The following is a 22,992-nucleotide window of genomic DNA, read 5'->3' as shown; positions in this document are numbered from 1 at the left end:
GTCCGGACTTGACTCGCCCGTCCGGGTTGCTTACCGTCGTCGCGGGCAACGCAGACCACGGTGAACTGTGATCCGGCTGGTCGGACCGGTGCAACGAAAACACCGAGGACCCGAATACCACAGCAGTGCCGGAAGGAAAACGGATCACGGTGAAGCAGAATTCCGGGCGAAAGGGCCGCGGCTCCTCGATTCGCTCTCGCGTGCTCGCGATCGCGTTGATTCCTAGCGTGGCGTTGCTGATCGTCGGTATCGCGCTCGCCGGATACCTGATTTTCGACGCGTCGCAGGCGCGGAGTTACGCGCAGAAGATTCGCGGTTCGGAAGGCCCCGGCATTCCGTTCCTGCTCGCCGCGGAACAGGAACGCCAGCTGTCGATGAGCGTGCTCGCCGGACAGGACGCCGCGCGCGCCGCGCTGCTGGCCACCCGGCCGAAGACGGACGCGTCCGCCGCGCAGATCACCTCGGTGCTGCAGGGGAACTTCGCGAGCGACTCGAACGTGCCCGCGAGCGTCAAGCAGAACATCGCCACGTTCGCCGCGCTGGAAGCGAAACTGCCGCAGCTGCGCCAGCAGGTCGACTCCGGCCAGGTGCCGCGGCTCGAGGTGTTTTCCTTCTACAACCAGATCATCGACCAGTTCACCCAGGGCGTCGCCGGGCTCGCGCAGGCCGCGCGCGGCGCGGACAACGCCTACGCCCGGCTGTCCGCGATCCCGATTTTCAACGCCGCCGAGGAAATGCAGCGCAGCGACGCGCTGGCGTCGGCCGGGCTCGCCTCGGGCGGGCTGTCCGGCGACGAGCAGCGCGCGTACCTCGGCCAGATCGGCGCGTACCACGCGCAGCTCGAGCAGTCGGTGCCGCAGATGGTGCCCGAGGTGCGGGCGAACTACGACAAGCTCGTCTCGAGTCCCGCGTGGACGACCGTGACGCAGGTCGAGAACGCCCTGCTGTCCGGTGCGAAACAGCTTCCGGTGCCGCTGGAGCAGTGGCGGACCGACGCCAAGCAGGTCGCCACCACGCTGATGACGATGTTCGCCGCGCAGAGCGCGCACGCGACCAACGCGGCGATCACCGACGCGGACGACACCCTGCGGAACTCGATCATCGCGGGCGCGGCGGCGGTGCTCTTCGCGCTCGCCGTGGTGCTGATCGCGCTGCGGCTGTCGAACCGCTTCATCTCCCGGCTCGCCCGGCTGCGCGAGGACACCCTCGACGCGGCCGAGGTGCGGCTGCCGGAACTCGTCGGCCGGGTGCGCGCGGGCGAACCGGTCGACCTCGACGAGGGCGGGCATCTGCTCGACCACGGCACGGACGAGATCGGCGAGGTGGCCGAGGCGTTCAACCTGGCGCAGCAGTCCGCGCTCGCCGCCGCGGTCGAGGAGGCCAAGACCCGGCAGGGCACGAAGGCGGTGTTCCTCAACATCGCGCACCGCAGCCAGGTCATCGTGCACCGCCAGCTGAAGGTGCTGGACGCCGCCGAGCGCAAGCAGGAGGACCCGGACCAGCTGGACACGCTGTTCCGGCTCGACCATCTCTCCACCCGCGCGCGGCGCAACGCGGAGAACCTGATCATCCTCGGCGGCGGCCAGCCCGGACGGCAGTGGCGCAATCCGGTGTCGCTGGTGGAGCTCGTCCGCGGCGCGGCGGCGGAGACCGAGCACTTCGCGCGGGTGAAGACGGCGAAGCTGCCGGAGGTCGCGGTGCGCGGTCCGGTCGTCGGCGACCTCGTGCACCTGCTCGCCGAGCTGATCGACAACGCGACGTCGTTCTCGCCGCCGGAATCGCGCGTCGAACTGCGCGGCAACGTCGTCGGCAAGGGCGTCGTGATCGAGGTCGAGGACCAGGGTCTCGGCATCGAGCAGGAGCAGGCCGACGAGTTCAACGCGATGCTCGCCGACCCGCCGGACTTCGGGATCATGGCGCTGTCCGACGAACCGCGGCTGGGCCTGTTCGTGGTCGCGCGGCTGGCGTCGCGGCACGGGATCTCGGTGCACCTGCGCGAATCCGCGTACGGCGGAACTCGGGCGATCGTGTTGGTGCGCAAGGATTTGCTCGCGCCGATCAGCGAGACGGAACCTTCGGACACCGAGGCTGACACGGAATCGGACGGGACGCCGGAGCTGTCCCGGCTCGCAGTGGAGCCGTCGCGGCCCGCGCCGGAACCGCAGCGGGCTGAGCCGCAGCGGCCGGAACTGCCGCAACGGAAAGCGTCGCGCCCGGAACCAGTGCAAGCGGAACTGCCGCAGCCGTCGCGGGTCGCGCCGGAGCCTCGGGTCGCACCCGAGCCGCGGGTCGCGCCGGAGCAGCAGCGGCCGGAGTTGCCGACCCGCCGTGCCATGCGTCCGGTCGCCGAGGCGCCGCCGGTCCGGCCGCAGCAAACCCGTCCGCAGCACGAGCAGCGTCCGCCCGCGGACAACGGCCGGGCGCCGCGTCCGGCGGTCGAGAACGGCCGCGCCGCGCCGCCGCGTCCGCCTGGTCGTCCGCCGCTTCCGCAGCGGCGACGGCAGCAGAACCTGGTTCCGCAGTTGCGCAGTGACCGGCCGGCCCCGGAATCCGACGACGTCCGCGAGGATTCGCCGGAGGAGGCCCGCTCCCGGCTCAGCGCGTTCCAGCAGGGCACCCGGCGGGCCCGCGAGGCCGATCCCGGGCACGACAACAGGTACGGAGATCGCGACTGATGGCGAACAACGGAGTCAACGAGCTCGACTGGCTGCTCGACGACCTCGTGCAGCGGGTCGCCGGCGCGGACCGCGCGGTGGTGCTGTCCGCCGACGGGCTGCTGATCGGCCGGTCGGGCAACCTGTCCGAGGCGGACGCGGAGCACCTGTCCGCGGTCGCGTCGGCGTTCCAGAGCCTCGCCCGCGGCACCGGACGGCACTTCGGCGGCGGCAACGTGCGGCAGACGATGGTCGAGATGGACCACGCGTTCCTGTTCGTCACCGCGGCGGGCCGGGGCGCCTGCCTCGCGCTGCTGGCCGGGGTCGACGCGGACATGGGGCTCGTCGCCTACGAGATGAACCTGATGGTCAAGCGGGTCGGCGCGGTGCTCACCGCGGCGCCGCGGGCCGGAGCGGTCCAGCGGACCTCGCCGTGATGGCGCAGGGCCGCGAGTCCTGGTACGAGGACGAGGCCGGTCCGCTGGTGCGGTCCTACGCCGTCACCGGCGGGCGGACCCGGTCCGACACGCGCGGGCTCGATCTCATCACGCTCGTCGTCGCGCTGCGCACCGCGAGCGAGACGCCCGGCCTCGAACCGGAGTACTCGCGCATTCTTTCCCTGTGCCAGCGCCCGGTTTCGGTCGCCGAGGTGGCGGCTCGCGTCGACCTGCCGCTGCCCGTGGTGAAGGTGCTGCTGAGCGATTTGATAGAACGCAACCTCGTGCTCTTCCGCACCGCGACGCCGGTGACCGACGCCCCCAGCCCCCACGTACTCCAGGCGGTTCTCGATGGCATCCGGAAACTCTGAGCCCCGCCGGTCGCTCACCGCGCAGGCGGTGAAGGTGCTCGTCGCCGGCGGCTTCGGGGTCGGCAAGACCACCCTGGTCGGTTCGGTGAGCGAGGTGCCGCCGCTGCGCACCGAAGAGGTGATCACCGCCGCGTCCGAGGGCGTGGACGACCTGTCCGGCGTCGAGGGCAAAACCACCACGACGGTCGCGCTCGACTTCGGCCGGATCACCATCAACCCCGAGCTGATCCTGTACCTGTTCGGCACCCCGGGGCAGGACCGGTTCTGGTTCATGTGGGACGAACTGGCCGAAGGCGCGCTCGGCGCGGTGGTGCTGGCGGACACGCGGCGGCTCGAATCTTGTTTCCCCGCGGTGGATTTCTTCGAGCAGCGCGGGTTGCCGTTCGTGGTCGGCGTGAACTGCTTCGACGACGCTTACCGGTATGGGACCGAGGAAGTCCGCGGGGCGTTGGATCTTGATCCGCAGGTGCCGTTGCTGCTGTGCGACGCGCGGGAGCGGGATTCGACCAAGCAGGTGCTGACGGTGTTGATGGAGCACGCGCTGGGGCGGGCGATGCTGGTGAGCGGCAACCCCGGTTAGGTTCCCGGGATTGCCGCTCTGTCGCGGGTTTCAGCGACGGCGCAGGTTGTCCAGTGCGGCCGCCCCCGGCCCCACCACGGCGATGGTGAGGAAGATCCAGGCGAACAGGGCGGCGGGTTCGCCCATGTTGTGCAAGGGGAGAAGGCCTTCCGGGGCGTGCACGGTGAAGTAGGCGTAGGCCATGACGCCGGAGAGCACCGTCGCGGAGATTCGGGTGAAGAGCCCGGCGAAGACCAGGATCGCGCCGACCACCTCGATCACGCTGGCCCACCAGCCCGGCCACTGGCCCAACGGGAGTGCGCCGCCCGCGTTGTCGATGCCGCCGAAGAGGCCGAAGCCCATCAGGCCGTGGCAGAGGAAGAGGAACGACACCACGGCGCGGAAGAGGGCCAGGACGGTGGGGCGGGCCTGGTCTGCCAGGGACTTCTTGCCTTCGGTGATCGCCGTGGTCTTCGGGGCGGTGGTGGTGGTCATGGTGGGGTCCTTCCCGGGTGGCTGTTGGGGTGCTTCTGCCTAGGCGTCGAATGGGGTTGGCTTGGATCGACACATCGCCGGGAAGTTTTTTCCGTGGGGGTGTTTGGGCTGGTCAGTGGGGGGCTGGCAGGGTGGGGGGATGGTTGTCAGGCGTAGTGCTGGGGTGTTGGTTTTTCGGCGGGGCGCGGCTGGGGTCGAGGTGTTGCTCGCGCATATGGGCGGGCCGTTTTGGGCTAAGAAGGATTTGGCTGCTTGGTCGTTGCCCAAGGGGGAGGTTGAGGACGGGGAGTCTCTTGAGGTGGCTGCTCGGCGGGAGTTTGAGGAGGAGTTGGGGGTGCCGGTGCCTTCTGGGGAATGGGTTGCGTTGGGGGAAGTTCGGCAGTCCGGGAAGGTTGTGACTGCTTGGGCGGTGGAGGGGGAGCTTGATCCGGCTCAGGTGGTGCCGGGGGTGTTTGAGATGGAGTGGCCGCCTCGGTCTGGACGGATGCGGGAGTTTCCTGAGGTGGATCGGGTGGAGTGGTTTTCTCTCGAGGTGGCTCGGGAGAAGTTGGTTAAGGGGCAGCGGGGGTTTTTGGATCGGTTGAGTGAGTTGGGGTGACTGCTCGTCGCCTGGCGGCGACATCGCTGGTGGTTGCAGGGGAGCTTCGTATCGGGGTGCGGGGGAGGGGCTGGGTGCCTCGATAGTTGGGTGCAGCGGTGCGGTTTGGGTGTTGTTACTGGGCGAATTGTTGCAGTAGCGCGCTTAGTGTTGTGGTGGTGAAGGTGGGGAGGACTAGGTCTGCTTTGGCGAAGTCCAGTGTTGCGGTGATGGGGTTGGGGACTGCGATGGTGGTGATTCCGGCTGCTTTCGCTGCGCTTACGCCGTGTGGGGAGTCTTCGAAGGCCAGGGCCTCTTCTGCGGTTACGCCTAGGGTGCGCAGGGCTGCCAGGTAAGTATCTGGGTCCGGCTTTGGTTTGTGGCGGTCGCCCGTTTCTACTGCGGTGAAGCGGGATGCCAGGCCTAGGCGTTCTAGCTGGCCGTGTACCCAGGTTCCAGACGAGCTGGAGGCGACGCCCAATGCCAGGCCGCGGCGGGCGGCCTCGTTCAGGTAGTCGAGTACGCCTTCTCTTGGGCCGTCTTCGGCTAGGAGTTCGTGTACTCGCTCTCGCATTGCGGGGCGCAGGGTTTCCGGGTCGATGTCTGCTGCTTGTTCGGCCAGGAGTGTGAACATCGTCGCGGCGGTGTTCTGGGTGCCGATGACTGTGTGCCAGACGTCCAGGGGCAGTTCGACTCCGTGCCTGGCGAACATTTCTTGCCAGGACCGCAGTACCGCCGCTTCCGTGTCGGCCAGGGTGCCGTCGAAATCGAAGATCAATGCTCGCGTAGCCACGTTTCGCAGCTTGCCTCACCTGGTCCGGCGGCGGGATCAGTTCGTGGTGAAGAACTCCGCGAGCACCGGGGCCAGTGCGGCGGTCTTCACCAGGTGCGTCTGGCCGGGCAGGGTGCGGTAGTCGGCGTGCGGCAGTTGGCTTGCTGCCGCTGCGACGCCGTTGCGCATCCACGCTGGGCTCTTGCCGCCGTCGAGGATCAGGGTGGGGGCGGTGATTCCGGACCAGCGGGCTTCGGGCAGCGGGCGGCCTGACTGGTTGTCGTCCATGATCTGTGCGTCGTAGGCGAGGGTGTGGGCGACGCGCTTCATGCGCGGCCAGGCTGGCATCAGGCGCATCGCCCAGACCATCGGGGCGGGGAGGCCGACGCCTTCGACCATGAAGGTCTTGATCGCGTTGCCCGGCTTTCCGGCGGCGACGGCTGCTTCGAGTTTTGCCTGGTAGTCGGCGGGAACTCGCTTGCGGGTGCCGTCGACGACGAAGGGCGGTTCGTACACCGCGACCTTCTTCACCGGCACGCCGCGGTGAGCGGCTTCCAGGACCAGGGCGGCGCCGGACGAGATGCCGTACAGGGAGATCTCTCCGCCGGCTTCTTTGGCCAGCGCGGTGATGTCTTCGATCTCGCGCTCGACGTCGTACGGGCTCGTGTCGCCGCTTTCGCCTCGGCCTCGGCGGTCGAAGGTGTAGACGGTGAAGCGGTCGGAGAGGGCTTTGGCGAGGTCGTCGTTGGGGGTCGAGGTGCGGTAGCAGAGCGCGCCGTCGACGAGGACCAGTGCGGGGCCGGAGCCGATGCGGGAGTAGGCGATCTGGGTGCCGTCGGCGGACGTGACGGTGGGCATGGGGTTCCTCCTCGGGGTGGTGCCGTTGGAAGAACTCTCGCATCCGACTAATTGAGTTGTCAAGACAAAAAAATTATTCGGTGGGGCACGCGGTGACGGCGAGGGGGGTGTGCGAGGGGTTAGGCGCTGCGCAGGGTCAGCAGGGCGATCTCGTTGGGGGCGAAGACCCGGAACGGCGGGCCCCAGAAACCGGAGCCGCGGCTGTTGTACAGCTGGGTCGGGCCGTGCCGGGTGAGACCGGACAGGGTGGGCTGGTCCAGGCGCACCAGGAGGTGGAAGGGCCAGATCTGGCCGCCGTGGGTGTGGCCGGAGATCTGCAGGTCGACGTTTTCCTCGCGGGCCTGGGCGACCTGTTTGGGCTGGTGGGCCAGCAGGACGACGGGAACGTCCGGATCGGAGCCGTCGAGGGCGGCGGCGAGGTCGGGGCCGTGGCCGGGCAGTCCGGAGGCGGCTCCGGTGGGGTCGTCGATGCCGGCGAACAGCAGGCGGGCGCCGTCTCGTTCGATCAGGGTCGAGCGGTTGTGCAGGGTGTCCCAGCCGAGGCTCGCCATGTGGTCCAGCCAGGCCTGGGCTTCGCCGAAGTACTCGTGGTTGCCGGTGATGTAGAACCGGCCGAGCGGCGCCTGGACGCCGCCGAGCGGGTCGACCTGCTTGCGCCGCTTGGCGACCGACCCGTCGGCGAGGTCCCCGGCGTGGCAGACGACGTCGGGCTGCAATCGGTTCAGCTCGGCGACCAGGCGTTCGGACCAGCGGGTGCGGTCGAGCGGGCCGTAGTGGGTGTCGGTGATGACTGCGACGCGCAGTCCGTCGAGCCCGGGGCCGAGCTTCGGCAGCACGACGTCGACCGCCTTCACCGGCGGCACCCGCATGGCGATCCGGTTCCCGCTGACGAGCAGCACCGCCGCGACGGCGAGCGTGGCCGCGGCTACGATCCGTGGCCGCGCGGGATCGTCCACTCCGGACACCAGCAGGACCAGCCGCAGCACGTGCGTGAGGACGCTCCAGGTGAACAACACCCAGACCGTGCCGAGCGTGACGTCCCCGATCCGCGCGGCGGCGTCGCTCTGCTTCGGACCGTGCCCGAGCACCATGAGCACCGGAAAACTCAGTGCGGCCACGCCGAAAACAACCGTGCCGACGACGGTGCCCGCGACCGGCCAGTCCGGCAGCAGCACGAGCACCGACCACGGCTCGCCGAACAGCAAAAGCACCGCGGCGACCACGAAGGCAACCCGACGAACTCCAACCACGGTTCTCTTCCCTTCGCCCAGGTACTACCCAGCGTAGCCGCAGTCCGAAGGTAGGCGTGGTGGTGCCGTTGGGTGGTTAGGGCGAGGCGGGCAGCAGCGGTTCGACGGGGGTGAAGTCGCGGGCCCTGCGACCGCTGGGGATTCGGTCAACCGACACGCGACCGGGCAACCTGCTGCTCAGATTTCGCGTGGCTCAGGATTCTCCGCGACCCGCGCGCCAGCTGGCCACCGTTTCCTCCACGTCCAGCGGCCTGGCCCGCAGCACCGGGCCGTCTTGCGGCATCGCGTGTGCCTTGCGGATGCGGTCGTTCAGGTCCTCGACGATCTCCCGCACCTTGCGTTCGGAGTGGACTTTCGCCAGTTTCCCCGGCAGGTCTTGGATTTCCCTCGGCAGGGCGAGCGACGGCGGCAGGAATGCGGACACGTCGAGGTCGCCTTCGCGGGCGCGGCGGATCGCCCAGTCGGTCGCCGCGTCGCGGCCGGTGGGCGGCGGCAAGGGTTTTCCGGCTCCAGGCAGGTCTTCGAACTCGCCGCGGGATTCGGCGGCGGCGATTTGCCGGTCGACCCAGGTGCCGTACGACACGCCCGGTGGTTTGCGTTCCGTCACGGGAACCACCTCCCTCGCTGCCCAGCGTAGCGGCCAGTGCGCCGGTGCGGAGGGGACGAAGGTCCTGAAACGGCAGGTAAGATCCCACGCTGACCGCACGGAGGGCCGGGAGGGGACGCGATGATCGTCGAGCAGGAGGGCGACGGTCCCGAGGCTGCGCGCGAGGAAGTCGCGCGCACGCTCGCCTTGTTGTGGCGCGACCGCACGGGCGCCCCGGAACCCTCAGCGCGCGGTAGGCGCCCGACGCTCACCATCGAACGGATCATCGTGGCGGCCATCGCGGTCGCGGATGCCGAAGGGCTTGTCGCGACGTCGATGCACCGCGTGGCCAAGGAACTCGGGGTGGGCACGATGACGCTCTACACCTATGTTCCCGGCAAAACCGAACTGATCGACCTCATGGTGGACACCGTTCTCCTCGAACGGAATCTCCCCGGCCCGGGCGAACCTCGGCCGGAGGACTGGCGTGCGCAGGTTCGCGTCTACGCCGACCGGACGCGCGATATTTACCGTCGGCATCCGTGGCTGCGGGAGCGGTCCCGGGTCCGGCCCGCGCTCGGTCCGGGACAGCTGGCCGGTCAGGAATATCTACTGTCCATTATGGATGGACTGGGCTTGCCTGCACGTGAAGTCGTTGCGGCGGCTAGTTCTGTCGCCGGATACGTGGACGCGAACGCGGCGGCCGAAGCGGAGAGTGTCCATCTGGAACAGACCACGGGGCAATCCAACGACGCGTGGTGGGGACAGCGTTCTTCGTTCTGGTACACGTATTTCGACGTCGAATCCCATCCGGCGATGAACCGGACCTGGCTCGCGGGCGGGTTCGACAAGCCTTCCGCGAAGCAGGCGTCGGACGCGTCGGAGTTCGGATTGGACCGGCTTCTCGACGGGATCGCTGACCGGATCGACCAGGTCGGCGAATAGGCTCAAGCACTCGCTCCGCCTGCCGGGTCGCCATCACTTGGGCGATCATGCGCCGAGAGAGACGCCTACGACGTGGAAACCCTTGTGGGTCAAGGCTTCGCAGACCCATCCAAGTTGCGGGCGAGTCAGGAACCCCCGAGCGCGAACCGGATCCCGGTCGCTTCCTCGGAAAGCGTCCACAACCGACCGCCCCGCGCCGCATCCCGCGAAGCGCCCAACGCCGTCCCCAACCGTGGCCGACCCACTCCGCCGAACGCCGGACCGTAGTAGGAACCGCCGGTCGCGGCCGGATCGATCGCGGCCCGGACGGCGGGCCAAGCGCCGTGATCCTTGCCGTGCGTGTAGGGCGCAAGCAGCCGCATCACCGGCACCGGCTTGGTGATTCCCGGCCGGGCGGGGCTGGTGCGTTCGAGGCTGAACCCCGGGTGCGCGAGGATCGACTGCACCGGCGAACCCGCCGCCCGCAGCCGTCGGTCGAGCTCCATCGCGAACGACTGCACGGCGTGCTTCGACAACGCGTACGCACGAAAGTCCGAATACTTGTGCGAGCTCTGCAGATCGTCGATGTCGTACGGATACATCCGGGTGATCAGGCTGCCTGCCAGCACTATCCGCGCGGCCGAGGCGGTCAGTACCGGCATCGCGAGCGCGGTGAGTGCGAAGTGGCCAAAGTGGTTGGTGCCGACCGCCAGCTCCAGGCCCTGTTTCGTGGTCCGGCGCACGGGGCCGGGCGCGGTGATGCCGGCGTTCTCGATCAACGCGTCCACGCGGTCGAGCCGTCCGAGCGCGTCGACGGCGGCCGGAATGGAGTCCAGGTCGGCGAGGTCAAGCGGGATCGTGCTCAGCGAGGCCGAACCGACGCGGGTGCGCACCATCTCGACGGCCGCGCGCAGCCGTGAAGGGTCGCGGCCCAGCAGCGCGACGTGGGCTCCGGCGGCGGCCAGTTGCTCGGTGATGAAGTAGCCGATCCCGGCGTTGCCCCCGGTCACCGCGTAGACCCGGCCGGCGAGGTCGGGCAAGTTCCGGGGATTCCACGCCACGATCGCCCCCAACAGTCCGGTTTCCGGTCGGTCCGGACTATACGAACGCCGCGGTCAGTGCGTCGGCGCGGCCTCCGTAGTGGTGCTGGAAGTCGTCGTGGTGGTCGACGTGGCCGGGTTCGCCGGGGCGGAGCTGGACGGCGTGGTGCTGCTCGTCGGGGTGGTCGGCGTGCTGCTCGTGGGCGTGGTGCTGGAAGGCGTGGTCGGCGGAGCGCTGGTCGGCTTCGCGGGAGTGCTGCTGCTCGGCGCGGTGCTGCTGCCAGGAAGCTGCGTCGGCGTGCCGGGCTGGTTCGGCGTGCCAGGCTGGGCCGGGGCGACCGGCGGCGGAACGGGCGGGGCGACGTCGCCCGCCGGGCTGCCCGCGGCGGCTTCGACCGCGCCGGGGCCGGGCGGGGCTCCGATCGGGACCTTGCTGTCCGGCAGGTTCGAGACGCCGCTGCGGTAGCCGTTCGCGTACGCCAGCACTGTGTCCACATAGGACTGCGAGTTGTTGTACCGGCGCACCGCGAGGCGCTGGTTGGCGTCGGTGGAGAGGTCCAGACCTCCCGAGCACAGGTAGCGCGCGGTGGCGAGGGTCTCGTCGTAGATGTTGTTCGGGTCGGAAATCCCGTCGCCGTTGCCGTCGGAGGCATACGACGCCCAGGTCGACGGGATGAACTGGGTCGGGCCGACCGCGCGGTCCCACACCGGGTCGCCGTCGTAGCGGCCGTGGTCGGTGTCGCGGATCGCGGCGAATCCGCCGGAACCGTCGAGGACCGGGCCGAGAATGCGTTCGAGGGTGTTGCCCTTGGCGTCGACGTAGCCGCCGCGCGCGTGGTTCGACTCGACCCGTCCGATGGCCGCGATCAGCGCCCAGTCGACGTGGCAGCCGGGCTGTTCGCGGGCCATGATGTCGGCCGCGTTGCGGTAGGCGCGCAGCATGCTCTCCGGGATGCCGAGCGGACCGGCGGTGGTGGCCGAACCGGGGCCGTTCGGGTAGCCGGGAACGCCGAGCGCCTGCGGGACCGGCGGCTGCGGGAGGCTGCCGTCCACGCCGATCGGCGGGAGTGTGATGCCGGGCGGCAGGCCGGGGAAGTTCGGCGCGGGCTGGGCGGCAGACGGCGGTTCCGCGGCGCGCAACGCCACCGGGATGCCGGACGACGTCACCGTCGGCAGCACCACGAGCGCGCCTCCGGCGAGGGCGGCGAAAGCCCGGCTCCGGGCGTTCCGTCCCTGCGGGCGGCGTCTGGCCATGCGTGTCTCCCCGTTCGTTCGGCCGGTCTGCGGCCAAAGCTAGCGGATCTGTGCGCGATCCGGTGAGGGGTCGCCGGAATTCTGTCCGTTCCGGCCAACTTTCGTTCGTCTGGCATAAAACCTTCGGTGGGTTCCGGTCATCGGTGCTTAACCGGGATTTTGCTGAATAGGCCGAATGGAGTAATCCGTTCGTCGGGTCCACAGTGGACCACAGCGGACCCGGGGGCGATTTACGCCGCCGGGCCGAATCGTTTCCGGTATTCCGACGGCGACAGCCCGGTGTGCCTGCGCAGCCGCAGCCGGAGGTTCGCGCCGGTGCCCAGCCCGGTGCGGGCGGCGATGCGGTCCAGACCATGTTCGCCGCGCTCGATGAGGCGCCGGGCCAGCGTGACGCGTTCGGCGGTGAGCCAGGCGAGCGGCGTCGTGCCCAGTTCGGCGCGGAACCGGCGGTGCAACGTCGCGGCGCTGGTCGCCGCGCGGGCGGCGAGATCGGCGACCGTGAGCGGTTGGTCGAGGTGCTGCCGCGCCCATTCCAGCACCGGCGCGAGCGAGGCGTCCGGAATCTCCGGCACCGGGCGTTCCACGAACTGTTGCTGGCCGCCTTCCCGGTGTCCGGTGAAAACGAGGCGACGGCTCACCGCGTTGGCGATTTCCGCGCCGTGGTCACGCTGGATTACATACAGCGACAGATCGAGCGCGGCCGCACTTCCGGCGGCGGTGAAAACTGTGCCGTCCTCGACGAAGAGGACGTCCGGCTCCAGCCGGACCCGCGGGTAGCGCGCGGTGAACGCCTCGGCCCATTGCCAGTGCGTGGTGGCGCGGCGATCGTCGAGCACGCCCGCCTGAGCGAGGGTGAACGCGCCGGTGCAGAAGCTCATCAGCCGCGCGCCGCGGGCGTCCGCTCGCTGGATCGCGGCAATGATCTCCGGGTCGGCGGGGGTCTGCGGATCCGGCCGGTTCGGCACGATCACGGTGTCCGCGGCGTCGACCGCTTCGAGACCGGCGACGTCGGCGAGAGTAAAGAACCCGAGGTGCATCCGGGCCTGCCCGCCGGGCGCCGCGAGCGCGAAGTCGTACCACGGCGTCGGCAGTTCCGGCCGGCGCAAGCCGAACAGTTCCGTCGCGACGCCCATCTCGAACGGGTTCGAGCCGTCGCCGGCGATCATCACGACGCGGTGCGAGGATCCTTTCGACATGTGCGATTCCTAGCACTCCCGGCCGCCGGAAACCAGGCCCAAGATCGAACCCATGACAACTCAGCCCCTCGATTTGCAGGCGGTGCTCGCCGGATTCGACGCTCCGTGGAGCCCGCGGATCGTCGCCAACGTCAACGACTACGACATCCGCCTCGCCCGGTTCGCCGGCGAACACGTGTGGCACAAGCACGACAACACCGACGAGTTTTTCCTTGTCCTCGACGGCAGCATCGAGATCGGCCTGCGCGAAGCGGACGGCGAACGGACTGTGACGCTGACGCGCGAGCAGGGGTTCGTGGTCCCGCGCGGCACGTTCCACAAGCCGTCGTCAAAGGAGGGCGCGGTGGTGCTTCTGGTGGAGCCGTCCGGGACGCTTTCGGTCGGCGACGAGCACGAGGAAGTGCCCGACACTGTCGACGTGACCGTCGGGCATCGCGTCTGACCTGCTGGGTTGCACCGTGGGACGGCGTATCCTCGCCGTCATGAAACGCACTTCCTTCGCGCAGTGGCCGTGCTCGATCGCCCGGACCATGGACCTGCTCGGGGACTGGTGGACGCCGCTGGTGCTGCGGGACGCGTTCTACGGCGTCCGCCGCTTCGACGAGTTCCAGCAGGCGCTCGGCATCGCACGCAACACCCTCGCCGACCGGCTGCGCAGGCTGGTCGACGAGGGTTTGCTGGAGAAGCGCGCCTATCAGGCCGAACCGGTGCGCTACGACTACGTGCTCACCGAGAAGGGCCGCGATTTCTGGAGCGTGCTGGCCGCGATGACGGCCTGGGGCGACCGGTGGCTGGCCACCGAAGCAGGCCCGCCGATCGTGCTGCACCACGACGCCTGCGGGCACGACACGACCGCGACCGTCGTCTGCGCTGATTGCGGCGAGCCGCTATCCGCCGACGACACCCGAATGCGGCGGGGCCCAGGCTTCCCCGAACGCCTCTCGCAGCGCCCCGACGTCCAAGCGCGGTTCGCGCCCCAGGAGTAGCCGTCCGTGAGGGGAACCCTGAGGGACTCTGAGTCCCTCAGGGTTCCCCTCACGGCTTTTGGGCATCCCCCGTGATTGACATGGTTAGTCTTGTTACGCAACTATGCTGGTCGAGACGCCAACGGAGGAGGACTCGCCATGGAGTGGACCGGCGCGCGGTACGCGGACGCCCCGACTGTGCAGGTGGACGCGTGGATCGACGGCTCGCCCGAGCAGGTCTGGCGGTTCGCCTCGGACGTTGTGCTGATGCCGGAGCTGAGCGGCGAACTGCAGTCGGTCCGGTGGTGCGACGAGGGCTCGGCGCCGGCGCTCGGACGGTCCTTCGTCGGGCATAACCACCACGACATGCGCGGCGACTGGGAAACCACGTCCTACATCGTCGAATGCGAGGAACCGCGCGTTTTCGCCTGGGCGGTCACCGATCCGGCCAATCCGACCGCGGTCTGGCGGTTCACCCTCGCCCCGGAGAACGGCGGCACGCGGCTGACGCAGTGGGCGCAGATGGGACCGGGGCCGTCCGGCGTGACCGAGGTGATCGCGCGGATGCCGGAGAAGGAACAGAAGATCGTGCACGTCCGGCTGAGCGAGTTCGAGGCCTCGATGACCGCCACGCTCGGCGCGATCAAGGACCGCGTGGAGACCGCCGGATGATGCGCACGGCCACCACCGTCGAGGCGTCGTCCGGCTGGCCCGGAACCCGGGATTTCGTGCTGGAGGCGGAAAAACTGGGTCTCGACGAATGCTGGGTGGCCGAGGCGTGGGGTTCGGACGCGCCTTCGGTGCTCGGCTACCTCGCCGCGCGCACGGACCGGATCCGGCTCGGCTCCGGCATCATGCAACTCGGCGTGCGCACGCCGGTCGCGCTCGCGCAGGCCGCGCTCACGCTCGCCGAGATGTCCGGCGGACGGTTCGCGCTGGGGCTCGGTCCGTCCGGCCCGCAGGTGATCGAGGGGCTCCACGGGGTGCCGTTCGCGCGGCCGCTGACCCGGATGCGCGAGACCGTGCAGATCATTCGCAGCGCGTTCGCCGGAGAGAAGATCTCCTTCGCCGGCAAGGCTTTCCAGATTCCGTTGCCCGGCGAATCCCGCCCGATGCGGCTGTCGGCGAAACCGAACGAGAACATCCCGATCTACCTGGCCACGCTGTCGCCCCGAATGCTGGAGCTCACCGGCGAACTCGCCGACGGCTGGCTGGGCACGAGCTTCGTCCCGGAAGGCGCCGACGCCTACTTCCGTCACCTCGACGCCGGGCTCGCGAAAGCCGGCCGGAGCCGCCGCGATCTTGTGGTGTGCCAAGGCGCGGAGGTCGCGTTCGCGTCCGATGAGGACGAACTGCGGACCATGGTCGCCGGGCGCAAGAAGGAACTGGCCTTTTCGCTGGGCGGCATGGGTTCGGCGAGCACGAACTTCTACCACGACGCCTACGGCAGGCAAGGCTGGGCCGAGGTCGCCGCTGAGGTGCGGGAACGCTGGCAGTCCGGCGATCGCGACGGCGCGGCCGGGCTGGTGACCGACGAGATGGTGCTCGCGACGACGCTGATCGGCACCGAGGACATGGTCCGCGCGCGGCTGAAGGTGTGGCGCGCCGCCGGAGTCGACACGGTCCGGCTGTATCCGGCGGGCGACACCTTGGAAAACCGGCTCGCGACGCTCGGCCGGGCACTCGAGTTGGTAACGGAAGTGCCCTGACAGACCAAGCATTGGGCCAACCGGCTGCGTCGGCGGGTCCGGCTGCGCCATAGTGTCGGCGATCCCGAACACCAAGGAGTCGCTCGATGCGCAAGATCGTGTCCACCCTGTTCGTCTCGCTTGACGGCGTGGTCGAGGCGCCGGACCAGTGGTCGCTCTCGTACTGGAACGACGAGCTCGAACACGCGGTGGGCGACGGCATGGCGGACGCCGACGCGATGTTGCTGGGCCGCGTGACTTACGAGGGCTTCGCCGAGGCCTGGCCCGGCCGCACGGACGACCCGGGCGCGGAGTTCATGAACAGCGTGCCGAAGTACGTCGCGTCCACCACCCTGACCGCGGCGGACTGGCACAACACGACCCTGCTGCGGGGAGATCTCGGCGAGGCGATCGCGGAGCTGAAGTCCAGCGAGGGCGGCGACATCATGACCAGCGGGAGCACGACGCTGGTGCGCTGGCTCCTGTCGCACGGGCTGGTGGACGAGCTGACCCTGCTGCAGTACCCGGTGGTGGTCGGCAAGGGACGGCGGCTGTTCCCGGCGGAGGGACCGCAGCTGGACTTCCGGCTCACCGACACGACAGCGTTCCGCAACGGGGTGCTGCGGTTGGTGTACCGGCCTTCTGACGACTGACAGTCCAAAGAGGACTGTCCGCGCGGCCCCGAATCCCGCTCGGTTCGCCGAGCGGGATTCGGGGCATCTCCGGGTCATTCCGCCAGACGGGCGCCGCGACGCCAGATGGCGCGGGTGTTGAGCGTGTCGCTGATGTCGCTGGTCGGGTCGCCGTCGACGAGCAGAAGGTCGGCGCGGAGTCCCTCGGCGACGCGGCCTCGGTCGCTGAGGCGGAAGCGGCGGGCGGTGGTCGCGGTGGCTGCCCGCAAGGCGCGTTCGGGCGTGAGACCGGCTTCCACTAGGTACTGCAACTCGTGGTGCAGGCTTGCTCCATGCGCGAGGCCGCCGAAGAACGTCTCAGGCATGGATACGTCGGTGCCCGCCAACACGTCGACACCGGCGGCGTCGAGCGCGCGCACGGTGTCGTACACGTCTTCGAGTTTGCCCTGCGGATAGCGGTTGTAGCTGGAGCGCAGGGTTTCTTCCCACTTGTCGTCGAGGCGCGCGGCGACCCGGGGGTCGTCGGCGAGCGCGCTGCCGGTGATCCCCATCAGCGAGGCGTTGAGGCTGATGCAGGGAACGACGAACATCCCCGCGTCCTTGACGAGGCTGATGATCTCGGCGGTGTGCGGCTGGTCCATGAAGACGTGGGCAAGGCCGTCGATGCCCGCCTCGACGGCCATCTTGGTCGCCTCCACGGTGAGCGCGTGAGCCACGGTGAGAGCGCCGTGCTTCTTGGCTTCCGCGACCCCGGCGTTCACGGTGGCCTGGTCGAGACACGGCAGTCCTGGATGTCCTTCCACGCTGCCGTCGTCGATCATGAACTTGATGAAATCGGAGCCTCTGGCGAGGAGTTGCGGGACGAAGGCGGCCGCTTCCTCGGGCGTGGTGGAGAACGGCATCACGGGCATCACCGGCGGGAGGTCCCACTTCGGCCGGAATCCTTCGGGCATCAGCTCGCTGGGATGACCGCCGGGCGGGGTGATGCCGAAACCGGCGGACCGCACGTCGGCGACGGTGTCGTCGTCGGTGATGTGGCCCCGGTTCTCCCGGGTGTTCATCCCCTGCATCTCCAGTTCGGTCGTGACCCCGAACCGCAGGGCCAGCGCCAGCGAGCCCGGGGCGGAGTGCACGTGGGCGTCGATGAGCCCCGGCAGCAGGGTCGCGCCAGTGCCGTCGACGGTTTCGCTGCCCTGGGGGATCTCGCCGCCGACCTGGGCGATCCGCGTGCCGTCGAGGACCACGGTCTGCACGCCGAGGGACTTCTCCCCGTCGAAGACCCGGGCGTTGGCGATGGCGGTGAGTGTCATGGCGGTTCGTCTCGTTTCCTTGCATCGGGTATTTACATACCTAATGCTATGTACTTGCTCTCGGGTATGCAAATGGGCTGGTGCGGCCTAGGATCAAGCGCATGAGCAGCTCTCCCGACCCGGTGCTGGACCAGATCGGCCCGGCCCTGTCCCGCTTGCGGCGGCGCACCCCGGCGTCGAACAAGGACCTGTCCCGCAATCTCGTGCTCAACGTGATCGCCGACGCGCCGGACGAGACGACAGTCGGCGGGCTCGCCGTCGAGATGGGGGTCGCGCAACCGGTGGCCAGCCGGACTGTCGCCGCGTGCATCGCCGACGGGTTGCTGCGCCGGGCGGCATCGCAGACTGATGGACGCCGGACGGTTCTCGAACTCACCAAGCAGGGCGAGGCGGAACGGAAACGTTTCGCCGCCGAACAGCGAAAGGCGTTCGAGGAGATCACGGCTGGCTGGTCGGCGGAGGAACAGGTCCAGTTCGCGCGGCTGTTGACCCGGTATGGCGCCGATGCTGCGGAGTGGTCGAGGAAACAGGCGGCGAGCAGGGACTGACGGGTCTCAGTGCGCCGGCGTAGCCGACCTCAGTTCACCTGCCGCCCCTGTCCCTCCCAAAACGGCTGGCGCAGCTTGAACTTCTGGATCTTCCCGGTCGCCGTCCGCGGCAGCTCCGCGAGGAACTCCACCCGCTTCGGGCATTTGTACCCGGCCAGGTGCTGGCGGCAGTGCGTGATCAACTCGTCCGCCGTCACCTCGCTCCCGTCCGTCACCACCAGCGCGGTGACCAGTTCGCCCCACTTCTCGTCCGGGATGCCGATCACCGCGGCCTCCCGGACGGCCGGGTGCGAGCTCAGCGCGTCTTCCACCTCGATCGACGACACGTTCTCGCCGCCGGTGATGATGACGTCCTTCTTGCGGTCGGCGATGGTCAGGTAGCCGTCGGTGAAGGTGCCGCCGTCGCCGGTGTGGAACCAGTTGCCTTCCTGGACGCGGGCGGTCTCGTCCGGGTTTTCCCAGTAGCCGTCGAGGTTGTGGTTGCTTTGGGTGAGGACCTCGCCGTCGGTGTCGATCGTGACGCGGACGCCGAGGGCGGGGGCGCCGGCGCGGCCAAGGAGCTTCGCCTGCTCGTGCGGGTCCAGGTCGGCCCATTCGCTGCGGAAACGGTTGACCGTGACCAGCGGCGAAGTCTCTGTCAGGCCGTAGATCTGGATGAACTCCCAGCCGAGTTCCGCGCGCACGCGTTCGATGGTCCGGGTCGGCGGCGGCGCGCCGGCGACCACGATCCGGACTCGGTCGCGGCCGGGGATTTCGCCGTCCCAGGAAGCGGCGCCGTCCAGGGCCGCGGTGACGACGGCGGGGGCGGCGCACATGATCGTCACGCCGTGTTCCTGTACGCGGCGCAGGATTTCGGCGCCGTCCACCTTGCGGAGCACGATGTGCCGTCCGCCGAGGCCGGTGACCGCGTACGGCATGCCCCAGCCGTTCGCGTGGAACATCGGCAGGGTGTGCAGCAGGACGTCGTTGTCGCTGAGCGTGGTGTGCAGGCCGAAAGTCGTTGCGTTGAGCCACAAATTGCGGTGCGTGAGCTGGACGCCCTTCGGCCGCGCGGTGGTGCCGGAGGTGTAGTTGATCGTGGCGGTCGCGGATTCGTCGGCGTTCCACGGGCGCGGTTCGCCGTCGCCGCCCCAGATCTTGTCGTCGTCCTCGCCGAGGACGAACACGTGTTTCGCGGTTACGCTGTCCAGCAACGGTTTCAGCTCGGGGTCGATCATCAGGACCTCGGCCCCGGAATGCTCGACGATGTACCGCACTTCGGCGGGCGCGAGGCGGAAATTCACCGGCACCAGGACGCGGCCCCAGCCGGAGACGCCGAAGAACGACGTCAGCAGCCGCGCGGAGTTGTGCGAGACGATGGCGACCCGGCCGCCGACGGGAACGCCGAGCGCGTCGAGGTTCGCCGCCTGCGCGCGGGCGCGGCGGGCGAGTTCGCGGTAGGGCACCGAGCCCCAGGACTCCGCGGGCTGGGCGGGTTCGTCCACCACCGCGATCCGGTCCGGGTACACCGTTTCGGCGCGGTCGAGGAAGTCGCGGACACTCAGGTCATAGAACACGTGCCGATCCCTTCGCGTCTGCGGGCCGCACTGCCCGCGCGGGTGATTTTCGCTCACCGCCTCGGATACAGCCACCCCACATGGAGGGTGTATCCGATGTGGACCACGTCCTAGCGCAGCAGCCCGGCGGCGCGAGCCCGGTTCACCGCCTGCACCCGGTTCGACACCGCCAGCTTCCGCATCGCGTGCTTGAGATACGACTTGACCGTGTTGGGCAGCAGGCCGAGCCGGTCGGAGATCTCGTCGTTCGTGCAGCCCTCGCTGACCAGCCGCAGCACGTCGACCTCGCGCGGGGTCAGCGCGACGCCGGGCAGGTCCAGCTCCGGACGAAGCCGTTCGCACACCGCGAGCAGCCGCTGCCGGGCGCTTTCGTCGTGGATCGACCCGGCGATGGCGGTCAGCTCCGCGTGCAGGTCGCCGCGTTCGGCCGCGGGGACGACCGACGGCGCGGCCAGCCGTCTCTGTACCTCTTCTTCGACCTCGATGTCACGTCCCAGCCGAGTCGCCACCGCGGTCGCCGCGTGCAACAGCCGATCGCCGAACGTGATCGAATCCCGCGACGCCGCATACAGCACCGCGCGCGTGGTCTCGCCGACGCGCACCGGCAGGGCCACCATCGCGCGCAGCCGCTCAGGCGCCACCGCGTGGTCGTATTTGTGCGTGATGCCCTGTGCGTTGAGATAGTCGACGACCGTCGACGGCCGGGCCAGCGCCACCGCTTTGCCGCCGAGCCCGGCCCCGGTGTCGACCTGCACGTGCTGCATCGACCGGGTGGCGGTGCCGCGGAGCTGGTCGATCACGTGCGAACGGGAGGCCGCCGACACCGGTCCGCCCATCGCGACCGGCAGCTCGGTCGCGATTTGCAGTGCTTTGAGCGCGCCGGCGACCAGGGGGCTGGCCGTCAGCGCGAGCCGGCCCGGAGGCGTCATGGGCACCGTCCCGCTTCACTCGACCTTGTGGGGTGGACGTCCACGTTACGCGTTGCGTCGCGTTCGGACTACTCGTGTGGTTCGGTGGCACACGTGGCAACCACGGATTTCGATACCGTCGCCGACCGGCTCTACGCAGGTGAGCCGGCCGACTTCGTCGCGGAGCGCACCGCGGCCGCCCGCGCGGCGAAGGAAGCGGGCGACGTCGAGCTGGCGCGCCGGATCCGCGCGCTGCGCAAGCCGACCGCGGCCGCGGCGTACGTCAACCGCCTGGCGCGCGACGGTTCCGCCCCGCTGTCCGAGCTGGCGGCGCTGGGCGAGAAGCTGCGCGACGCGCACGAGCAGCTCGACGGCTCGCGGCTGCGCGAACTGGCGCACCATCGGGCGGAGCTGGTGCAGCGGATCGTGCGGGACGCGACCGACTTGAGCGATTCCGTCGAGCGCGAGGTGGAGGAAACGCTGGAGGCGATCGTCGCGGACGCCGACGTCGCCCGGCTGGCGCTGGCCGGACGGCTGACGTCGAAGGCCCGCCAGGACGCCGACCGCTGGCTGTCCCTGCCGACGAATCCCGCGCCGGCCAAGAAGACCCGACAGTCCGAAAAGGACCGTAAGGCCGAGGAGGAAGCCCGGGTCCGCGCACTGGAACGGCGTCAGGCGGTGCGCGCGCGAGCGGAAGCCGAACGGAATTTGCAGCGCGCGGAGCGGACCGCCGAACAGGCCGACGAGCGGGTGGCCGAATTGCGGGAGCGGCTCGCCGAGGCGGAGCAACGCGCTGCCCGGGCGGCCGACGAGCTGACCAAGGCGCAGAAGACATTCGAGGAAGCCGACGATGCGGTTCAGCGGTCTTGACGGCGAACTCGCCTTGTCGCCGCTGCGTCCGGACGACGCCGAGGCGCACTTCGCAGGCGAGGACCCGGAGCTGATCCGCTGGCTCAACGGCGGGCCGGGGACGCTGGCCGGGACCCGGGAGTATTTCCGGCACTGCCAGGAGGAATGGGCTTCCGGCGGGTCGCTGCGGGCGTTCGGCATCCGGGTGAACGGAGTCTTGGCGGGGACGGTCGACCTGCGGTTCTCCGGCGAGCATCTCGCGCCGGGGGAGGCGAACGTGGCGTATGGCTTGTATCCGGCGTGGCGGGGGCGCGGATTCGCGACGCGGGCGGTGCTGCTCGCGGTCCGGTACGCGGCCGGCGAGGGCGCGAGGCGGGCGGTGATCATGGTGGAGCCGGAAAACGCGAACTCGAGTGCGGTGGCGCGGCGGGCGGGGTTTGAGCTGAGCGGCCAGGTAACCGAGGACGGTGAAGTGTTCGACCGTTACTTCCTAGACCTCCGCTAGCGGGAGATTTCCCTTCCCGCACACCACACCGCGCGAATCGCCCGCGTCGCCGACAGATCCGCCACCGGATCGCCGTCGACCAGCACCAGGTCGGCTCGCCGCCCAGGCCGGATTTCGCCTCGATCGGCCAGCCCGAACGCCCGCGCCGGGGCGATCGTCGCGGCGCGCAAAATCTCCACCGAGGTCAACCCGGCCTCGGCCAGCAGTTCGAACTCGTGGTGCAGGCTCGACCCGTGCGCGACCGCGACCGGGGCTCCGGACCCTCCGTTGGCGTCGGTCCCGGCGAGGATTTCGACCCCGGCGGCGTGCAAAGCCGCCACGTTGGCCACGAAATCGCCGGCGGCGCCGGTGAAGAAGTCGAGCGCCCCTTCCATCATGGTCAGCGTCGGGATCGCCGTCTGCCCGGCGGCTTTCATCGCGGCGACGTCCTCGTCGGCGATCCGGCCGACCACCGGCACGTGCGTCACGAATCGCGCACCGGTCGCCACGGCCAGGTGGTACGCGCCCGAGGTCGCCGCGTGCAGGACGGCGTCCAGGCCTCGCTCCCGTGCCGTGTCGACCAACGCCTGCAAGGCCTCGGCGGGCAGCCCGCCGTCACCGGGAGCTTCGGCGACGCCTTTGACGTAGTCGACGCCCTCCGCGGCCCGCGCTTCGACGAACTGGACGGCGGCTTCCGCGGTCGTCACGATCGCGGACGCGGGCATCTCCGGGATCGTGGAGTGGAGGCCGTCCGGGCCGATCGCGGGAAGCCCGGCGCTGCGGAAATCCGCCGGACCGGCCGACCGCAGTTCGGTTACCCGAGAGACGGGCCAGCACGCCATGTCGAGCCCGGTCGTCACGCCCCATTCGGCGAGGTCGGCCAACTGCGCCGGCCTTTCCAGGTGGACGTGCGAATCGATGAACCCGGGCAGCAGGGTCGCCCCGGCGGCGTCGATTTCCCGTGCCCCGGCGGGATCTGTGCCGAGCACCGGCCCGTCGATCACGACGGTGCGCGGTTCGCTGAGCCCTCGCCCGTCGAAGACGCGCGCGTTGCGCAGAGCGGTCTTGGCCACGATCCC

The 22,992-nt window shown here is 69.6% G+C and carries 26 protein-coding genes; 14 read left to right on the top strand and 12 right to left on the bottom strand.

What is annotated here, in order from left to right; genetic code table 11:
* The first annotated feature begins 149 nt into the window (after window positions 1-149).
* The 4 genes from ACFXI3_RS16860 to ACFXI3_RS16845 are packed head-to-tail and all read left to right on the top strand — an operon-like array spanning window position 150 to window position 4,042.
* Complete coding sequence (locus tag ACFXI3_RS16860) at window positions 150-2,675, top strand: nitrate- and nitrite sensing domain-containing protein (protein WP_378400232.1); 2,526 nt, start codon at window positions 150-152, stop codon at window positions 2,673-2,675.
* On the top strand, window positions 2,675-3,091 hold the full coding sequence (locus ACFXI3_RS16855; RefSeq protein WP_009082431.1) for a roadblock/LC7 domain-containing protein: 417 nt from the start codon (window positions 2,675-2,677) through the stop codon (window positions 3,089-3,091). Before ACFXI3_RS16860 ends, ACFXI3_RS16855 begins: the two co-directional genes overlap by 1 nt.
* Entirely contained in the window at window positions 3,091-3,462 is a 372-nt protein-coding gene (locus tag ACFXI3_RS16850; protein WP_344271717.1) for a DUF742 domain-containing protein, read from the top strand. Before ACFXI3_RS16855 ends, ACFXI3_RS16850 begins: the two co-directional genes overlap by 1 nt.
* Entirely contained in the window at window positions 3,443-4,042 is a 600-nt protein-coding gene (locus tag ACFXI3_RS16845; protein ID WP_009082429.1) for an ATP/GTP-binding protein, read from the top strand. Before ACFXI3_RS16850 ends, ACFXI3_RS16845 begins: the two co-directional genes overlap by 20 nt.
* Window positions 4,043-4,072: 30 nt before the next feature.
* On the opposite strand, the gene ACFXI3_RS16840 is transcribed toward ACFXI3_RS16845, so the two are convergent.
* Window positions 4,073-4,516: a DoxX family protein gene (locus ACFXI3_RS16840; protein ID WP_344271723.1), complete on the bottom strand. Its 444-nt coding sequence runs from the start codon at window positions 4,514-4,516 to the stop codon at window positions 4,073-4,075.
* A 139-nt stretch (window positions 4,517-4,655) separates the two neighbouring features.
* On the opposite strand from ACFXI3_RS16840, the gene ACFXI3_RS16835 reads away from it, so the two are divergent.
* Window positions 4,656-5,114: an NUDIX domain-containing protein gene (locus ACFXI3_RS16835; RefSeq protein WP_378400231.1), complete on the top strand. Its 459-nt coding sequence runs from the start codon at window positions 4,656-4,658 to the stop codon at window positions 5,112-5,114.
* A gap of 115 nt (window positions 5,115-5,229) precedes the next feature.
* Here ACFXI3_RS16835 and ACFXI3_RS16830 read toward each other — a convergent pair whose 3' ends face one another.
* From ACFXI3_RS16830 to ACFXI3_RS16815, 4 genes are all read right to left on the bottom strand, one after another.
* Window positions 5,230-5,886, bottom strand: a complete 657-nt coding sequence (locus ACFXI3_RS16830) for an HAD family hydrolase (RefSeq protein WP_378400230.1) — start codon at window positions 5,884-5,886, stop codon at window positions 5,230-5,232.
* A 36-nt stretch (window positions 5,887-5,922) separates the two neighbouring features.
* Window positions 5,923-6,723: an alpha/beta fold hydrolase gene (locus tag ACFXI3_RS16825; protein ID WP_378400229.1), complete on the bottom strand. Its 801-nt coding sequence runs from the start codon at window positions 6,721-6,723 to the stop codon at window positions 5,923-5,925.
* Between the two features lie 119 nt (window positions 6,724-6,842).
* On the bottom strand, window positions 6,843-7,973 hold the full coding sequence (locus tag ACFXI3_RS16820) for a metallophosphoesterase (protein ID WP_378400228.1): 1,131 nt from the start codon (window positions 7,971-7,973) through the stop codon (window positions 6,843-6,845).
* A gap of 193 nt (window positions 7,974-8,166) precedes the next feature.
* Window positions 8,167-8,580 (bottom strand): DUF1992 domain-containing protein, encoded by a 414-nt coding sequence (locus ACFXI3_RS16815; RefSeq protein WP_378400227.1) that lies wholly within the window; start codon window positions 8,578-8,580, stop codon window positions 8,167-8,169.
* Between the two features lie 120 nt (window positions 8,581-8,700).
* Between ACFXI3_RS16815 and ACFXI3_RS16810 the strand changes: the two genes are divergently transcribed.
* Complete coding sequence (locus ACFXI3_RS16810) at window positions 8,701-9,504, top strand: TetR/AcrR family transcriptional regulator C-terminal domain-containing protein (protein ID WP_378400226.1); 804 nt, start codon at window positions 8,701-8,703, stop codon at window positions 9,502-9,504.
* Between the two features lie 125 nt (window positions 9,505-9,629).
* On the opposite strand, the gene ACFXI3_RS16805 is transcribed toward ACFXI3_RS16810, so the two are convergent.
* From ACFXI3_RS16805 to ACFXI3_RS16795, 3 genes are all read right to left on the bottom strand, one after another.
* Complete coding sequence (locus ACFXI3_RS16805) at window positions 9,630-10,523, bottom strand: SDR family NAD(P)-dependent oxidoreductase (protein WP_378400225.1); 894 nt, start codon at window positions 10,521-10,523, stop codon at window positions 9,630-9,632.
* Between the two features lie 75 nt (window positions 10,524-10,598).
* Complete coding sequence (locus ACFXI3_RS16800; RefSeq protein ID WP_378400224.1) at window positions 10,599-11,777, bottom strand: lytic transglycosylase domain-containing protein; 1,179 nt, start codon at window positions 11,775-11,777, stop codon at window positions 10,599-10,601.
* Window positions 11,778-12,007: 230 nt separating this feature from the next.
* A complete protein-coding gene (locus ACFXI3_RS16795; RefSeq protein ID WP_344271749.1) occupies window positions 12,008-12,973 on the bottom strand; it encodes a helix-turn-helix domain-containing protein in 966 nt (321 codons plus the stop codon).
* Window positions 12,974-13,025: 52 nt separating this feature from the next.
* On the opposite strand from ACFXI3_RS16795, the gene ACFXI3_RS16790 reads away from it, so the two are divergent.
* The 5 genes from ACFXI3_RS16790 (at window position 13,026) to ACFXI3_RS16770 (ending at window position 16,279) form a co-directional block, all read left to right on the top strand.
* The gene (locus tag ACFXI3_RS16790; protein ID WP_344271752.1) at window positions 13,026-13,415 is read left to right on the top strand and encodes a cupin domain-containing protein; all 390 of its coding nucleotides are present in this window, start codon (window positions 13,026-13,028) and stop codon (window positions 13,413-13,415) included.
* Window positions 13,416-13,455: 40 nt separating this feature from the next.
* Window positions 13,456-13,959, top strand: coding sequence for a helix-turn-helix domain-containing protein (locus tag ACFXI3_RS16785; protein WP_093573414.1), 504 nt, complete (start codon window positions 13,456-13,458; stop codon window positions 13,957-13,959).
* Window positions 13,960-14,097: 138 nt separating this feature from the next.
* Window positions 14,098-14,610, top strand: a complete 513-nt coding sequence (locus ACFXI3_RS16780) for an SRPBCC family protein (protein ID WP_344271758.1) — start codon at window positions 14,098-14,100, stop codon at window positions 14,608-14,610.
* Window positions 14,610-15,647: an LLM class flavin-dependent oxidoreductase gene (locus ACFXI3_RS16775; protein WP_378400304.1), complete on the top strand. Its 1,038-nt coding sequence runs from the start codon at window positions 14,610-14,612 to the stop codon at window positions 15,645-15,647. Before ACFXI3_RS16780 ends, ACFXI3_RS16775 begins: the two co-directional genes overlap by 1 nt.
* Before the next feature lie 86 nt (window positions 15,648-15,733).
* Window positions 15,734-16,279: a dihydrofolate reductase family protein gene (locus ACFXI3_RS16770; protein WP_344271761.1), complete on the top strand. Its 546-nt coding sequence runs from the start codon at window positions 15,734-15,736 to the stop codon at window positions 16,277-16,279.
* Between the two features lie 74 nt (window positions 16,280-16,353).
* Here the strand turns inward: ACFXI3_RS16770 and ACFXI3_RS16765 are convergent, their stop codons facing one another.
* The gene (locus ACFXI3_RS16765) at window positions 16,354-17,568 is read right to left on the bottom strand and encodes an amidohydrolase family protein (protein WP_378400223.1); all 1,215 of its coding nucleotides are present in this window, start codon (window positions 17,566-17,568) and stop codon (window positions 16,354-16,356) included.
* Between the two features lie 101 nt (window positions 17,569-17,669).
* Here ACFXI3_RS16765 and ACFXI3_RS16760 point away from each other — a divergent pair, with 101 nt between their 5' ends.
* Entirely contained in the window at window positions 17,670-18,116 is a 447-nt protein-coding gene (locus tag ACFXI3_RS16760) for a MarR family winged helix-turn-helix transcriptional regulator (RefSeq protein WP_378400222.1), read from the top strand.
* A 29-nt stretch (window positions 18,117-18,145) separates the two neighbouring features.
* On the opposite strand, the gene ACFXI3_RS16755 is transcribed toward ACFXI3_RS16760, so the two are convergent.
* Both ACFXI3_RS16755 and ACFXI3_RS16750 read right to left on the bottom strand, forming a co-directional pair.
* Complete coding sequence (locus ACFXI3_RS16755; protein ID WP_378400221.1) at window positions 18,146-19,672, bottom strand: AMP-binding protein; 1,527 nt, start codon at window positions 19,670-19,672, stop codon at window positions 18,146-18,148.
* Window positions 19,673-19,782: 110 nt separating this feature from the next.
* The gene (locus ACFXI3_RS16750; RefSeq protein WP_378400220.1) at window positions 19,783-20,601 is read right to left on the bottom strand and encodes a response regulator transcription factor; all 819 of its coding nucleotides are present in this window, start codon (window positions 20,599-20,601) and stop codon (window positions 19,783-19,785) included.
* Between the two features lie 93 nt (window positions 20,602-20,694).
* On the opposite strand from ACFXI3_RS16750, the gene ACFXI3_RS16745 reads away from it, so the two are divergent.
* Both ACFXI3_RS16745 and ACFXI3_RS16740 read left to right on the top strand, forming a co-directional pair.
* The gene (locus ACFXI3_RS16745; RefSeq protein WP_344271779.1) at window positions 20,695-21,450 is read left to right on the top strand and encodes a hypothetical protein; all 756 of its coding nucleotides are present in this window, start codon (window positions 20,695-20,697) and stop codon (window positions 21,448-21,450) included.
* Window positions 21,431-21,934, top strand: a complete 504-nt coding sequence (locus ACFXI3_RS16740; RefSeq protein ID WP_378400219.1) for a GNAT family N-acetyltransferase — start codon at window positions 21,431-21,433, stop codon at window positions 21,932-21,934. Before ACFXI3_RS16745 ends, ACFXI3_RS16740 begins: the two co-directional genes overlap by 20 nt.
* On the opposite strand, the gene ACFXI3_RS16735 is transcribed toward ACFXI3_RS16740, so the two are convergent.
* Window positions 21,931-22,986, bottom strand: coding sequence for an amidohydrolase family protein (locus ACFXI3_RS16735; RefSeq protein WP_378400218.1), 1,056 nt, complete (start codon window positions 22,984-22,986; stop codon window positions 21,931-21,933). The two genes, ACFXI3_RS16740 and ACFXI3_RS16735, sit on opposite strands and share 4 nt — an antisense overlap.
* Window positions 22,987-22,992: the final 6 nt, after the last annotated feature.

Origin of the sequence: Amycolatopsis sp. NPDC059235 (assembly GCF_042754125.1) — a bacterium.
Classification (GTDB): domain Bacteria; phylum Actinomycetota; class Actinomycetes; order Mycobacteriales; family Pseudonocardiaceae; genus Amycolatopsis; species Amycolatopsis albidoflava.
Note: the sequence above shows the minus strand (reverse complement) of the source record. Positions and strands in the feature narration are given on the sequence as shown.